10 protein-coding genes and 1 pseudogene are annotated in these 14,244 nt (G+C 51.4%); all 11 read right to left on the bottom strand.

Going from position 1 to position 14,244, the window contains the following annotated elements; all coding sequences use genetic code 11:
• Positions 1-2: 2 nt before the first annotated feature.
• The 11 genes and pseudogenes from CFBP5499_RS29035 to CFBP5499_RS28975 all read right to left on the bottom strand — a co-directional run bounded on the left by CFBP5499_RS29035 (position 3) and on the right by CFBP5499_RS28975 (position 14,240).
• Positions 3-722 carry a type IV secretion system lytic transglycosylase VirB1 gene (locus tag CFBP5499_RS29035; RefSeq protein ID WP_012478071.1) on the bottom strand — a complete coding sequence of 240 codons (720 nt, stop codon included), beginning with the start codon at positions 720-722 and terminating at the stop codon, positions 3-5.
• A 246-nt stretch (positions 723-968) separates the two neighbouring features.
• A pseudogene (locus CFBP5499_RS29030) lies at positions 969-1,611 on the bottom strand (IS5 family transposase); the annotation flags it as partial.
• 586 nt (positions 1,612-2,197) lie between these two features.
• Positions 2,198-2,941, bottom strand: a complete 744-nt coding sequence (locus CFBP5499_RS29025) for an AcvB/VirJ family lysyl-phosphatidylglycerol hydrolase (protein WP_080830733.1) — start codon at positions 2,939-2,941, stop codon at positions 2,198-2,200.
• 746 nt (positions 2,942-3,687) lie between these two features.
• Positions 3,688-6,177: a two-component system VirA-like sensor kinase gene (locus CFBP5499_RS29020; protein ID WP_080830734.1), complete on the bottom strand. Its 2,490-nt coding sequence runs from the start codon at positions 6,175-6,177 to the stop codon at positions 3,688-3,690.
• Positions 6,178-6,954: 777 nt separating this feature from the next.
• A complete protein-coding gene (locus CFBP5499_RS30955; RefSeq protein WP_080830793.1) occupies positions 6,955-7,140 on the bottom strand; it encodes a transposase in 186 nt (61 codons plus the stop codon).
• Positions 7,141-7,491: 351 nt separating this feature from the next.
• Positions 7,492-7,929, bottom strand: a complete 438-nt coding sequence (locus CFBP5499_RS29000; protein WP_080830736.1) for a VirK family protein — start codon at positions 7,927-7,929, stop codon at positions 7,492-7,494.
• A 271-nt stretch (positions 7,930-8,200) separates the two neighbouring features.
• Positions 8,201-9,376 carry a cytochrome P450 gene (locus CFBP5499_RS28995; RefSeq protein WP_080830737.1) on the bottom strand — a complete coding sequence of 392 codons (1,176 nt, stop codon included), beginning with the start codon at positions 9,374-9,376 and terminating at the stop codon, positions 8,201-8,203.
• A 68-nt stretch (positions 9,377-9,444) separates the two neighbouring features.
• On the bottom strand, positions 9,445-10,713 hold the full coding sequence (locus tag CFBP5499_RS28990; protein WP_080830738.1) for a cytochrome P450: 1,269 nt from the start codon (positions 10,711-10,713) through the stop codon (positions 9,445-9,447).
• Positions 10,714-11,078: 365 nt separating this feature from the next.
• Positions 11,079-12,944 carry a zeta toxin family protein gene (locus CFBP5499_RS28985; protein ID WP_080830739.1) on the bottom strand — a complete coding sequence of 622 codons (1,866 nt, stop codon included), beginning with the start codon at positions 12,942-12,944 and terminating at the stop codon, positions 11,079-11,081.
• The gene (locus CFBP5499_RS28980; RefSeq protein WP_012478054.1) at positions 12,934-13,278 is read right to left on the bottom strand and encodes a hypothetical protein; all 345 of its coding nucleotides are present in this window, start codon (positions 13,276-13,278) and stop codon (positions 12,934-12,936) included. Before CFBP5499_RS28980 ends, CFBP5499_RS28985 begins: the two co-directional genes overlap by 11 nt.
• A gap of 626 nt (positions 13,279-13,904) precedes the next feature.
• On the bottom strand, positions 13,905-14,240 hold the full coding sequence (locus tag CFBP5499_RS28975) for a hypothetical protein (RefSeq protein ID WP_130932618.1): 336 nt from the start codon (positions 14,238-14,240) through the stop codon (positions 13,905-13,907).
• Between the last annotated feature and the right edge of the window lie 4 nt (positions 14,241-14,244).

Here is a 14,244-nt window from a genome sequence, read left to right as displayed (position 1 = left end):
CCTTAGTATAAGTCGAATAAGACTTGATTGTCGTCTGCGGATTTGCCGTTGTCCTGGTGTGGCGGTGGCGGAGCGATTAAACCGCCAGCGCCATCCTCCTGTGAGCGGCGCTGATATGACCCCCAAACATCCCACGTCTCTTCGGATTTTAGCGCCTCGTGATCGTCTTTTGGAGGCTCGATTAACGCGGGCACCAGCGATTGAGCAGCTGTTTCAACTTTTCGCACGTAGCCGTTTGCAAAACCGCCGATGAAATTACCGGTGTTGTAAGCGGAGATCGCCCGACGAAGCGCAAATTGCTTCTCGTCAATCGTTTCGCCGCCTGCATAACGACTTTTCAGCATGTTTGCAGCGGCAGATAATGATGTGCACGCCTGGAGCGCACCGTCAGGTGTCAGACCGAGCATAGAAAAATTTCGAGAGTTTATTTGCATGAGGCCAACATCCAGCGAATGCCGTGCATCGAGACGGTGCCTGACGACTTGGGTTGCTTGGCTGTGATCTTGCCAGTGAAGCGTTTCGCCGGTCGTGTTGTCATGAATCGCTAAAGGATCAAAGCGACTCTCCACCTTAGCTATCGCCGCAAGCGTAGATGTCGCAACTGATGGGGCACACTTGCGAGCAACATGGTCAAACTCAGCAGATGAGAGTGGCGTGGCAAGGCTCGACGAACAGAAGGAGACCATCAAGGCAAGAGAAAGCGACCCCGATCTCTTAAGCATACCTTATCTCCTTAGCTCGCAACTAACACCGGCTCTCCCGTTGGAAGAAGTGCGTTGTTTTATGTTGAAGATTATCGGGAGGGTCTGTTACTCGAAAATTTTCAATTGCTTCTTTATGATTTCAATTGAAGCAAGAAACCTCGCCCGGCGTCTTGGAACGCAACATGGACCGAGAACCGCGCATCCATGACTAAGCAACCGGATCGACCTATTCAGGCCGCAGTTGGTCTGGTCAGGCTCAGAACGAAAATGCTCGGCGAGGTTACGCTGTCTGTAAACCCATTCGATGAACGGGAAGCTTCCTTCTGATTGCTCTTGGCAGGAATATTGGCTCATGCCTGCTTGCGCTTTGCAAATGCTCTTATCGCGTTGGTATCATATGCCTTGTCCGCCAGCAGAAACGCACTCTTAGCGATTATTTGTAAAAATGTTTCGGTCATGCGGCGGTCATGGGCTTGACCCGCTGTCAGCGCAAGACGGATCGGTCAACCGTCGGCATCGACAACAGCGTGAATCTTGGTGGTCAAACCGCCACGGGAACGTCCCATACAGCCATCGTCTTGATCCCGCTGTTTCCCGTCGCCGCATGTTGGTGGACGCGGACACAGGAACTGTCAATCATGACGACATTCTATCGAAAGCCTTGGAAATCACACTCAGAATATGATCCCAGACGTCTGCCTCACGCCATCGTACAAAGCGATTGAAGCAGGTTGTACAGGAACCATATCGATCAGGAACGTCTGCCCAGGGCGGGCCCGTCCGGAAGCGCCACAAGATGACATTGACCACCCGCGTCAACGCGCGGCACGCCACGCGGCTTATTTGGGAACAAAGGATGAACAACAGTCCATTCGAAGTCGGTGACATCAAAGCGGAGACGGGTTATCAGTGGCCTCCAAGTCAAGCCTCAATGAATCAAAATCAGACCGATTTGCAAACCTGATTTATGAGTGTGCGGCCTAAATGATGAAATCGTCCTTCTAGATCGCCTCCGTGGTGTAGCAACACCTCGCAGTATCGCCGTGCTGACCTTGGCCGGGGAATTGACTGGCAAGGGTGCTTTCACATGACCGCTCTCTTGGCCGCGATAGATGATTTCGTTGCTGCTTTGGGCACGTAGAAGGAGAGAAGTCATATCGGAGAAATTCCGCCTGGCGCGAGAGCCTGCTCTATCGCGACGGCATCCCACCGTCGGGAACAGACCGGATCATTCACGAGGCGAAAGTCGTCAACACATGCGTTATAGGCATATTCCCTTGAAGGATGATCTTGTTGCTAACAATCTGGATGTGCGGCAGCCGCAGGCAGATGCGATCTCAGCGCAACTTGCGGCAAAACATCTCACTCACCTGAAAACCACTAGCGAATCTCGCGATCAGACGAAGGCCTTTTACTTAACGACACAATTTCCGATGTCTGCATCACAGGCGTCGCTATCCCAGTCAATATTAAAGCGGTGCAGGAACTAAAGATTACTGATGACTTAGGCGTGCCACGAGGCCTGAGACGACGCGCGTAGACAGTTTTTTGAAATCATTATCAAAGTGATGGCCTCCGCTGAAGCCTATTACCTCTGCGCCGGTCTGTCGGAGAGATGGGCAAGCATTATTACGGTCTTCGCGCCCGTACATGCATTGGACGATTGCAGGGTCAATGGATCTAAGATCATCCAGAGGATTGCCGCCCTTACCTTCGGTTTCGAGTTGGAGCCAGCCCCTAAATGAGACGACATAGTCGACTTGATGTGACAATGCCAAGAGAGAGATTTGCTTAACCCGATTTTTTTGCTCAAGCGTAAGCCTATTGAAGCTTGCCGGCATGACGTCCGCGCCGAAAGAATATCCTACAAGTAGAACATTCTGCACACCGAAATGCTTGGTGTAGACATCGATTATGTGACCAAGATCCTTAGCAGTTTCGCTTGGAGACCGCTCCGACCAGAAGTACCGAAGTGAACTGACGCCAATGACAGGAATCCCTTCCTTCTGCAGATAGGTACCAATCGCCTCATCGATATTTTGCCATCCAGCGTCTCCGGAATAAATGACCGCCACCGTGTTCTTGGCTGGCTTGGCATTGAACACCCGAAGAGGAAGCCTCACTCCAGTTTCGCCCCCGTTTGACCACATGAAACCGTTGGCGCGGTCATTCGCATATGCAGCGTCTGCCGCGGGAAAGAGTGTGAATACGAGTATCAATACCAATTTTATCGCCATTTCGATACCTTATCAGCGGAGATCTCGATAATTTCGGACTTATGTTTCAAGTGGATATCAACTGCGTCGCAATTTGTTACAAAAGACACGTAAGCCCGCGGTGAAGGTTTGCGGAGAACTTTTGCTGAGATCTGGAATCGAAAGAAGCACTTAAAGTTCTGCAACAAGCGCGCCTAATGCACGTCACCACACTGATGACGGAATGGGCAATATTCCTGATGGCGTGGCTCTGTTTACCACTGCGCTGTCGTTGGTTGGATTATCAGGAGAGTTCCCATCCTGGCAGTTGCCGACCACAATGGAAGTAGCCTTCTGCATTGAGGGAGGCGCGAACGCCTGCCCTTTCTGGCGAACTCATCTTATAGGCTGACCAACGCTCGAAGTTTACTTCTTGGGACTTCATGCTCGTGCTGAAGAAGACGAGGAAATCTCTGTCCACGCTTACGACACCGTGCCCAATTCCCGCGTCGGCATTTGGCAGCAATCTGACCTGTACAATAGCCGACGTCCACACCGATTTTTGACCGCACCTGTTCAGGCCTACTTCAATCTGCTGGCACCAATGATGGTGGTGTCATAGTTGGTGCGCAAATCCTTTCAACTAAACGACCGGACCTGATCGGACAAATCAAGCCGCCTCGCCCGGCTTGATCCATTGAACCTATGCCGTTCGATCTTTCATGTAGTTCCCCCGTCGCGCTCCACCGAACCGAAATCTGATTGCCCAGTCCTGATACGTCGCAACTCTACGTCTTGATTTTGGTTAGGATTGCATGCGCCATAGTTCTGGACGATATCGGCTTCGGCAGATAAAGGTCCCTGGTCGCATTCTCCCTTGAAAGGGGCATTTTGAGATCATTCCCGCCAATGATGATGGAGGCGGTCTTGAGCACTAAATCCACGGAATTAGGACTTTGATCTTCAGGAAGAGACGCTTGGTCGACCATGACCAGATCGGCTTCATTGCCTTTTGAAATCCAATCGCGAACTTCATTAAAGGTACGAAAACCGACCGGCTCATATCCCAGAGCGGCGATCTTGTCTTCATACGCCTCCCGCAGGAGGTCATCGGGCTCAACAAGTGCCACAATCTCCCCGTTTCCACGCGGTGCCTTATTGCGGCCGAAAAAGCTGTCGGGATTGACGGGCTCCTTAGAAGACGGAGGGAGATAAATGTCAAAGCGCGTCCCATGCCCAACAGTTGAACTAACGTCGATGTAACCTGCAAACGCGCTGATATGACCATGCACAGAAGCAAGGCCGAGACCCGTTCCACCGTTGCGAGCACGTGTCGTAAAGAAGGGTTCAAAAATGTGGGGTAGCACAGCCTCTGAAATGCCTCCACCATTGTCGCTGACAGATAGTAGAACATAGTCGCCAGGTGGCATAACACCATGCGCCAGAATTTTCTTAGCTGGTAAATAAGCTTGGCCGACGAAGATGTCGATTTGACCATTTGCAGTCATGGCTTGGGAAGCATTCTTGCAGAGGTTAATTAGTACCTGTTGAAGTTCAAGCGGGCTTCCTTCGATCACGCTCTGCATTTGATCAAATCTGAAACTAAGCTCGATGGTTGGGGGAAGAGCCATACGTAGCAAGGGAGCGATTTCGGTCACAAGCTCTGAGACACTAAATGGCTTGATCACGCGCTCTTGTTTTCGGCTCAGCGTCAAGATCTGATCGATAATGAGCATGGCTCTGTCGCCTGACGAAATGATATAGTCAATGTATCTTCGGGTGACAGATGTTCGAGACACCGAGTTTTGCGCCAATTCTGCGTGCCCGAGGATTGACCCCAAAATGTTATTAAATTCATGTGCTATGCCGCCGGCAAGTGTACCAACTGCCTCAAGGCGTTGCGCATGCTCCAATCGTCTGGCCAAAACGTCGCATTCGGTCTGCTTACGCCGAACATCGATATAGTGACAGAGGCAGGCGGTGGCGAGTTCAAGAAGCTGAATTTCGCCTTGGCAAGGTCGAGGGCGATAGCTTTGGTAACCCAGTGAACAAACCGCAATTAGTTTATCTGTGGATTTGTGAGCCAGTAGTATCGAAAGACCTGGAATTTCGGGAGGCAAATGTACGATTTTTTGCGTCGATACGATGCGGAATACCGTCGCCCGTTCGTTCGCTTTGGTACGAGAGACTATTTCGCGTAGCACCCTGTCGTCCCACACGGGTTTTGGGTGCTTCGCACCGAATGTTTCGACAGCCCACCTACGGTCATGGTCCACTAGAGCTAACGCGCACGTATCGGCATCAAAGAAGCGCTGAATAATACCAAGTGCAGCTTGCGCGGACGACGTGGTGGCCGCCTCACCTTCAAAACATACTCCGATCTCTTTGATTAGCTCTTCGTAATCTAAACGCCGCGCTAACCAATCGGTTTTTTTGCGTAGCCTATAGACTAAGGTGATGATGTACAGGCAAAGACCCACTGAAGCGGACCCAAGAAAGATACGTGCGCTCCGCTCCTCCACATTTTTCAAGCTATAGACCTCCAAACACTCACGCTGCAACATTTCCGCAATTTCTGCGGTGTCAGACGTCTGAATCATGTTCACCAGATCGTTCACCTGTGGCAAAAGCGATAAGATAACGGGACCTTCACGCGAAAGTATGCGCACGGGAGCTTCATCAAGACCGCGTTGTTTTTGGAGCCTCTCTAGTTCAAGGCTGATCTCGAATGAAATAGCCGGGCTTGGTTGCCGAAGAAATTGGAGCATCATGCTAGCCAATTCTGTTGGTTTTTCTAAAGTCTGATCGCTTGAGGCCTTTCCTGGAAGATTGCTTAAAGCACGAGTGAAACTGGCCAGCGAATCTTGCAGGCGGACATTTTGCGCACCAAAGGCGGCGACCGCCGCGTCAGCCGAATTTAGAGACACTTCTAGCCGGCGCAGCAGTTGAGTAGCATTGCTCTCACTTACAATATGAGATTGTCTAAATAATTGCTTCAAATCTTCCAGATTCTTCCGCAGAGCTCCCAGCCTGGAGATAATGGGGCGGTAGTTCGCCACGGTGCCCGTGTGAGCGCGGAGTACATCGCGCTGCAGTGAGGCGCTGTCAGCGTTAATCGATCGTATTTGGCTAAGGATTGCCTGGGTAGTCCCATTGTCCTGCCAGGACGCAACCGCCATGAACGCGAAAATCATTGCAGCAACGATAAGGGCTAATATAGACCAAGGCTTCGCGCCTGTCTTAAAATCCTGCCGCGTCGGTGAATACCTTCCGTTCATCGCACTTGCTTCCTCGTGCCAACGCTTGTTCCACGCCAATGGCGTTAGGCTGCACGAGAGGATTTGTAAATGGCTTTGAAAGCGGGAATATCTATTCAGTTTGTTTCAAGTGAAACAGAGAAGAATTGAACACACAAGCGGCTGATGGGACGTCGATGAAACGCGACGTTGTTATCTGTGCCGTAAGGCGATGGAGTCGACTTTGCCAGGTCAGGCAAAGATCCGGCCGTAAATGGGGCGCTCAGAGGTGCGGCTAAAGAACTATCGCGCGTGCGCTTTTTCACGAACGCGATACTTGTCTGTGGCTGAAAAACCGGGCTCATAACGCATTTTGCAGAGGTTGCCGCCGCCAAATCGTCGGATGACTTCCAGGGTCTCGGAAACATCCTCGCCAAGCTATGACAGTTTGGCGGATTCGCAGCAGGCACAGTTCGTAGGGGTGGCGATAACGACACGCTCACGCGGCAGATGTACCGGGAAGAGTTTGCGTGATGGGCGCTTGCGCTCGAAAGCTTTGACGGCTGTAGGAGATCGTCGCGAAACGATATTTGTATGCAGTATGTCGGTCGTTGGCCGCCACGACCGTATAATACGAACAGTGCTCACACATCGGGTCAGCTTCAGTGCTTTCTGCAAGATCAACGACAGACCGGGGAAGCCTTTGCGCATGTCGGTGTAGCCCGTTGCCTGCCAGACCTTCACACCAGCAGGGACCATGATCATCGCAGCCCCAGCACGCAATCGAGAATACGGCCAAGTGCTTCCGTGTCGATGTTGCTATCCACGCGGACACGTCGGTCCCGACCCAGCTTGATTATTACATCGCTGTGCTTCCGACTGACTGACATTGATACCGTCCGCGCAGGCAATCTCAGAGATAACCGCGCCCGGCTCAAAGCAGGCAGCGACGAGGCGCTCTTTGTCTTCGCGTGGCCAGCGCCGGCGGCATTTAACAGACGTGATGACTTAAATCCTATGCTTCGTCGTAGGACTATCCCTGATGCTACCACCAGGACGAATCGACATTCATCGCAGCCAGATCACTGCAGGAACGAGATATACGAAGCCTTCGAAGTAAGTGGTTCTGCGGTCGTGCTTCGTTGCGAATCGCTAAACTTCTATCTCACCAAACTCGCTCGTTTGGGTGGCGACCTTGCTAGAACTTCAGATCCTCCTCCGGGACATACGGTCGTCTGGCGTGGACTCAGCCGGCTGACAGATATTCGCCTCAGAACCGAAATGGCAGCGACGCTCAAATGTGGGTAATTGCAAGCGTCACCTTGGGCTTACATCGGATCAGATTGGACGCAAAAATCACTGTGGAGTACGAAAACTCAACCCGTGGTCGATCGCGCACTTGTAGGCCAAGCTGGTACCTTTTCGCTCATACGTTGGCATGTTGAATGTAACCATCGTGAAATCGGCGTCACCGTTCGACCGAATCTGATAACGAATAAATTGAGTTATGGGTTTACCATCACGGTCAATGGTGAAGTGCTGATCTGCAAACGCAAGGGTGCCGTCGGTTGTTATTCGATACGCATCTATGCGCATGCCTCCTTGCGTTTTCGTCGCCGGAGTATCGGCCACCCCGGGAGCACACAAACTTAAATCAACCGTGACGTTCACCGGCTTTCCGGCAGTGAGCGCTAGTTCAATTTCAGACAACGTCCCCAATGTATGAATATTGTCGGCTGCATGAACCGGCGCAGCCAAAAATACGCCGACAAGGATTGTACTGATACGTTTCATAAGCGACTCCTTTTTTGAGTGAATCCGAAAGCACCACATTCCGCAACTATTGAACCGCAGCGGTATCGGTCGGCAGCAAAAGCAAAATACGGGAGATATACGCGCGACGTAGACAATGGGCTTCAACCGAGGTTCGACAATTGATTTGAGATATAGGAAGAGTGCGCATCAAGTAATTGGTGACGCATTTTTATGAGTTGCGCCTTAACGTGATAACTCCCAAGCGAATCGAAGCACTGGCATGCGGACACCTAAGCGAAAGTGGCTTCGATCATCTTAGTGTCACAGGTAGATTAATGGGCCCGCGGAAGCCGAAGCCGCGCCACTGCACTAATTCAGGGTGGGGCAATATCATATCCGGAAATCGATCGAACAGTATGGGCAGCATGATCGCGCCGACGGTTTGCCGCGAGATTTGCGCGCCTGGGCAGTGATGCGGGCCGGAGCCAAAGGACTGATGCGCATTCTTCGGGCGAAAGACATTGAAGCTTTCTCCATCCTCAAAGACATCTTCATCACGATTGGCGGAGGCCTGAATAGTCATCACAATGTCGCCCTTCGGAACGATAAAGCCCCGAATTTCGGTGTCCTCCCGCACGAGACGCGAACTCGCTTGAATCGGAGCAACCCAGCGCAGCCCTTCCTCGAAGGCCTGCCCCCAGCATTGCTGTCTCTTGACCTCCTCGAGTTGCTCCGGATTGGTCAGCAATCCATAGAGGATCGTGCCGAGAGCGTCACGAGGCTCGTTGACCCCTCCGCCGATGGCGATCTTGATGTTGGCATAGATCTGGCTCAAGGGTATAGGATCAGGTGCATTCAACATGGTCGCAAAAGCCGAGGGGTTCGGCGCGGATCGGTGTTTTTCGACCAAGTCGTTGAAGAGGCAGTTCATCTCCGTATTGGCCTCGTCCGATCGCTCAAAGAGCTCGGGTCGCCATCCGAAGTTGCCGGCTCCGTCAATAAGCCGTTGCGACCAGCGGATCATCTCGACATCTGATGCCTCACAAATTCCTAGAATATGTGCCAGTATGCGAGCAGCAACCGGACCACAGATCTCTGCAAAAAGATCCACGGTGTCTCCGCGCGGAAGGCGATCTAGATACTCGTTCACGATGTCACGATAGATCGGCACCCAATGCTCCGCGATCGCTTTGGGTGCGAATGCTCTGGTCATGGCCATTCGTTCCCGAGCGTGTTCAGCTCCATCCTTACGCATCAAAGTATGAGCCTGAAGCGCCGGCTTCATCGGCGTGTTGGGATCATCAGAACTAAAGCGTGAAGGATCATCCTTCACCATCTTAGTATCGCAGGCCTTCGTTAGAAACGTCCGTCTGACCGAGGCGACGTGTACCACCGGGCTTTGCACGCGCATTCTGCGATAAATCGGATAGGGATCGAGTGTTAGGTCATCGATGGTCGTCACGTCGTCCACTGGCGCACGTAGCATTGGAAATCTCCAAGTGATGCTTGATATTGATACGCGCCTCTCTTCCACCCGAGCGGCGCGGATTGACTTCACCGGTCGACGCTCAATTTGACCGTCATGTCGGTGACGCGCCGGATGCCTCCGTGACCCATCATCCGTGGCCAGTCACCCACCACTGCAAGATTCGGCGCGCGGCGCAAAAGTGTTCCAAGTCCTTCTTGCAATTCAATCCGCGCCAACGTCTCGCCGAGGCATCGATGAACACCCGCGCCAAACCCGAGGTGCCAACGCATTTGTTGACGCCCAACATCAAAAAGCTGAGGATGCTCGTAGTGTTTCTCGTCTCGCAGGCCAGACATGACACTGAGAGCGAGGAGGCTTCCCTTTGGCAACACGTATCCATCCAGATCGATATCCTCGAGGGCCAACCGCGGAAAAGAGCCAACTGGCGGCTCGAATCGGAGCCCTTCCTCCACGGCGGCTGCGACATAGGATTGATTGCCAGTTAAAGAAGACCAGAGCGCGGGATTTTGGAGCACAAGAGCCGTCACCATAACCATTGCAGTGCGCGTTGTATCGCTCCCAGCGAGTATGATAAGCATGAGTTGCATGATCTCCTCAATGGGCGAAAGCGTTCCGGCTTCCCGTACCGCCCTCAAGTAGCGCGAGAGAAAATCATCCCTCATCCGACGGCCACTATCCGCGATCACGCCCCGAACGTAATCCTGAAGCTCGATAGCGGAAGCTTCAATCTCCTCGAATTCCTCATCTCGCCACGACGGGCTCAAGCAGCGGGAAACCTTATAAACAAGTCGTGTGAAAAACGGCGTGTCCTCAGACGGCAAGCCAAGGACACTTGCGATCGTCAGCGCAGGCAATTGCGACGCGTACATTTCAGTAAAATTGAAATCGTCAACTTTTTGTAGTTCGTCCCACAAACGCTCCGTTATCTTCGCAATCTCCGGGCGTAACGCTTCAACCATGCGGAATGAGAACGCCTTTGAAAGGCCTGAGCGCCGCTTCCCATGCGTTTCACCGTTCGAAAACAACATGCTGTGACCTATAAAGTCAAAAACGGCACCAGCTTTGACGCCTCGATTCAGCATGAGCTCAGTTTCTATTTGCCGGGTGCGTGGATCGGTGCCCAGCAGAAAGATATGGTCTGCGCGGAGAACGAGAAAGACGCCATCTTCTCTCCGAAGAAACGGGCGCTTCGGTCGCCATTCTGCAAAAATACTGTGACCTTCAGAATCAAGTCTGCTTATAGGAACGGCGTCGGGATCGATTTCATTTGACTTCGCGACATTTAGAAACTTCTGGTCGGCCATAGAGACATCGGAAGAGCTGTTCGCAATCATTGCAATATACCTTCACCAAAGACGACGCGAGAGACGACGTAAATGGCAATAAGACTTAAAGGCTTAGCCTATGCGACTGCTCTCGCCCCATGGTAGCAACAAAAAATAGTCTTACACATTAGAATCGGGTTTCATCTGTAACGAACGAATCAAATCGTCATTGCCGAGCTATCGGTGACGCGTCACCATCGCGCACCTCATTGGCGGTATTTACTATGGCGATCAAAAATTTTCTGCGACGGGCATAGATCGGCGGAAGCACGATGTCGACTTGTCGGACGTATCGCACTGAACACTGATAGCTTTCATGATCGGCGTCCCGAATCCGGAGTTTCATCCGACAAAACCGGCCGGTGCACTTTTGATCAAACTCTTCCAGAGGAATGTTCGCGAGTTCGTTGCTCCAACTCCGATGCTTCTCTGGCACGAGCTCGATTGACAGCTTGTTGACGCTGCAGTCCCAGTTGAACTATCGCTTCTGGTGGAAGCAATAGTTCGGTGTTTCCAGCCAAACGCTGACAAAGCTCGCTGAAAGTCCCATTTTCATTTCTGACTAAAATTCTATCGGCAGAAATAGTCGTTGGTATCCGGCGTCCGTTGTCCAACAAAGGGAATTTCTCGCCGGCGATAAACGTTGCACCATTTCCCGCGTCAACCAAAACTATAGGCAGTTTACCAGTCTTCGTGGACGCGAGACTATGGGGTAGCTGACCCTCGTTCATTGTCTTGGTGAAGAGATTATGCTGCTCCGATCCCAGGCGCGTTTTTAACGAGCTAGGTGTTTCGTAGCCAGTGCCGTCTTCCGTGCGGATCAATACATTCAACTTACGCCGGTCACGAGTGATGTTTGGAAATCTGACTCGATCGAAGACCATCCGATTATACTGTTCGATTGGTCTATAGACGTGCTTTGAGACCTCAACGAGAAACTTAGGACGCCGATACTTGACAGACTGTGCCTGCTGTTCAGAGATATTGACGACGTCAGCACTCGGCACCACGCCTCGTGGGTTTGTGCTGATGTTCAATCGCTTGGTTGTAGAACTCTCCCCAGCAGTGCGAGCGTAAAATGTCGAAACATCGCGAGAACGTAGATCGCCTTCGTCATTCGATTTTCCGACGGCGGATTCAAACCGTGCCGTGATCGCCTCCTGAAGAGAATGATGGACAGACGTTATCCTTTCGCAAAACAGCTCTTCAAACGCATCTTCTCGGAATTCACCGTTCTTACTCTTGCGATTAACCACAAAAGAAATGTCGCGCTTTAAATTCCATGAAAACTTGTTCGAAAACTCTCGCATATATTCGGGACGTGTTTCGAACGAACTGAGATCACTGTGCTCTCTCAGCCTTGTTGCGATGTCACTTTGATATGAAGCGATTGGCAGGCGGGCGGAATCTGGATGTTGGGCGAATGCGACGCTTCGACAGAGCCTCTCCCAAACGCTGTTAACCCAGTGCTGCTGTCTCTCGTCCAGCGGGCGATTTCGATGATCCATCAATGCCCTTAACGCGCCTGGCTCCCGGCCCCAAATCGATTCTCCGTTATTTGCTAGAGCTTGTTCATTGTCGTAACACGTTTCACCGTCCCTGCGTACAATTGCAATTCTATCAAATGTTTTGTAATTTTCGACCTCGAGCGCTACACGTGGCCAAATTGAATAATAATGATCGTGAGTTTCGACATCTGGCAATACGGTTGAGGCAATAAACGAGTTCGCCAGTGCCCTTTCAAAGCGATCGTGAATAGCTGTAAAGCTCGTTATCCTGTCCGTCGCGATAATATTTAGTTCTGTTTTGTATCCATTGGAGCGCGCCTTATCTAAGAGCGACGCGTAATGATTTGGCGGATAGCAAGACTCCAGTATAATATTATATCTGTTAGTGATACTGCGATCAAATAATTGATGATACCATTCTGTCACTGCCGTCGAATTCGCTCGCTCTAACGCATGCGAGCCCTGCAGAAGGGCTGCATTGTTACCAGGAATGTATGCATTAAGATCATCAGCTATTATTCGCTGGGTGCTTTCACCGCCCGTTCTACTCTTGATTTGGCGAACTAAGGTGCTCTTTCCGGCACCCTGCTGGCCGCATACAACGGTGAAAGTTGGCTTTGCAACAGACGGCCCCCGCGCACCGATTGCCGGAATGATCTGGGTCTCGAAAATGTCGTGCTTATCTTGTAACGAGAGGGAAAGCGCTCGAGCAACTCCTGGATCATCTCTCATTGACGCGTAAATCCTCAAATTTGACGAGCCACGGATCAACGAACATTCTTACGAAGTGATTTAGCTCATCGATCAGGTTCACTGCCTTTATTGCGTTACCATCAAGTCGTTCCAATCGCTGTGAAAATTCGATGCGTTTAGTATCCGCTAAGGTGTATTGTGCCCCGAGCTCCTCAAAATGCTCATAGCCGCTATATCTGAAGGTGATCAGCCGTGAAGTGAGTGCCCCCACGAGATCATGAGCGTCGTTTATGATCTCAAACGCTGGCTTATCCCGGTAGTGTTTTGGAAGCCCCAGTTCTACGCCTAGTCGGCAGTCAAGATCCGGAAACATGATTTCTTCCTCGTTAAAAGTCGATCGGCGAAAGATACGGCCGCAATGAGAACCTTTGATTGCGACCAAGATTTTTACGTTACATTTGCAGTATACGCGGCTATATTCTGCACCATACTGCAGGCTATTCCCAGTACGACGGCGATCTCGCGGGTGCTCGCCCCGTTTCCGGCAAACCGAAGCATTTGTCTTAATTGTCTCATGGTCAGCCTTCTCATTGCACGCATCAAAATGTCCTCATTCGTCCGGAGGTAATTGATGCCAAGTTGCTGACCAAGGGGTATCATCGGTGCCGGAAATTGGTCGGCCTCAAATCGGAATGGTGGCCGGTCTTCGGTCGGATTGAGGGCCGGTTTCACGCCGGAATCCGCAGTCCAGCGGATTTGATGGCGAGGTTGTTCACTATCCTATGCCGTGACTGCTTTTCCATGGTCAGCGATAAAACGCTGGAGACCGGATTTTTCCCGCCGGCCGATAACCAGACCGTGTGATGGATAGGGCTGTCCGAAATCATCGCGCCATAGCCATTCAGGATGTGCGTTCATCAAATTACGGATGGTGGGATTGATCCGTCGAAGCGGCCATTCTGTTTTCTCGGCCAAACTGGGTGAATCATGCTCCGGATTTTATAACATCAGCTTTGCAAGCTTGACGGCATCTGCATCCGTACTCCACCCCATCACCTGAGCATCGAATGTCTCAAAGAGAAGCTGCGTCGCTCGAATATTTCTTGATCCAATAATATCACGTTCATTTATGAAGCCGTTGATCACTAGATCGGAAGTGGTGGCATCCATTTCCTCAACAGACATAACAGGTATGTATTCTGCAGGGTCTTCAATATCGAGGAATTTATCACCAAGCCCCTCTTGGTCGGCATACGCAATCGCCACGAGAACATGCATCTCTGCATCTGTCAGAGTTTTCGGTCGAGGAGCTAAGATCGCGTGATGCTCGTCCAAACGT

Source organism: Agrobacterium tumefaciens (assembly GCF_005221325.1).
Classification (GTDB): domain Bacteria; phylum Pseudomonadota; class Alphaproteobacteria; order Rhizobiales; family Rhizobiaceae; genus Agrobacterium.
This window is presented reverse-complemented; position numbering and strand designations above follow the sequence as displayed.

Coding starts and splice junctions, on each gene's coding strand:
- CFBP5499_RS29035 (WP_012478071.1), bottom strand. CDS start 722: ATGCTTAAGAGATCGGGGTCGCTTTCTCTTGCCTTGATGGTCTCCTTC.
- CFBP5499_RS29025 (WP_080830733.1), bottom strand. CDS start 2,941: ATGGCGATAAAATTGGTATTGATACTCGTATTCACACTCTTTCCCGCG.
- CFBP5499_RS29020 (WP_080830734.1), bottom strand. CDS start 6,177: ATGAACGGAAGGTATTCACCGACGCGGCAGGATTTTAAGACAGGCGCG.
- CFBP5499_RS29000 (WP_080830736.1), bottom strand. CDS start 7,929: ATGAAACGTATCAGTACAATCCTTGTCGGCGTATTTTTGGCTGCGCCG.
- CFBP5499_RS28995 (WP_080830737.1), bottom strand. CDS start 9,376: ATGCTACGTGCGCCAGTGGACGACGTGACGACCATCGATGACCTAACA.
- CFBP5499_RS28990 (WP_080830738.1), bottom strand. CDS start 10,713: ATGATTGCGAACAGCTCTTCCGATGTCTCTATGGCCGACCAGAAGTTT.
- CFBP5499_RS28985 (WP_080830739.1), bottom strand. CDS start 12,944: ATGAGAGATGATCCAGGAGTTGCTCGAGCGCTTTCCCTCTCGTTACAA.
- CFBP5499_RS28980 (WP_012478054.1), bottom strand. CDS start 13,278: ATGTTTCCGGATCTTGACTGCCGACTAGGCGTAGAACTGGGGCTTCCA.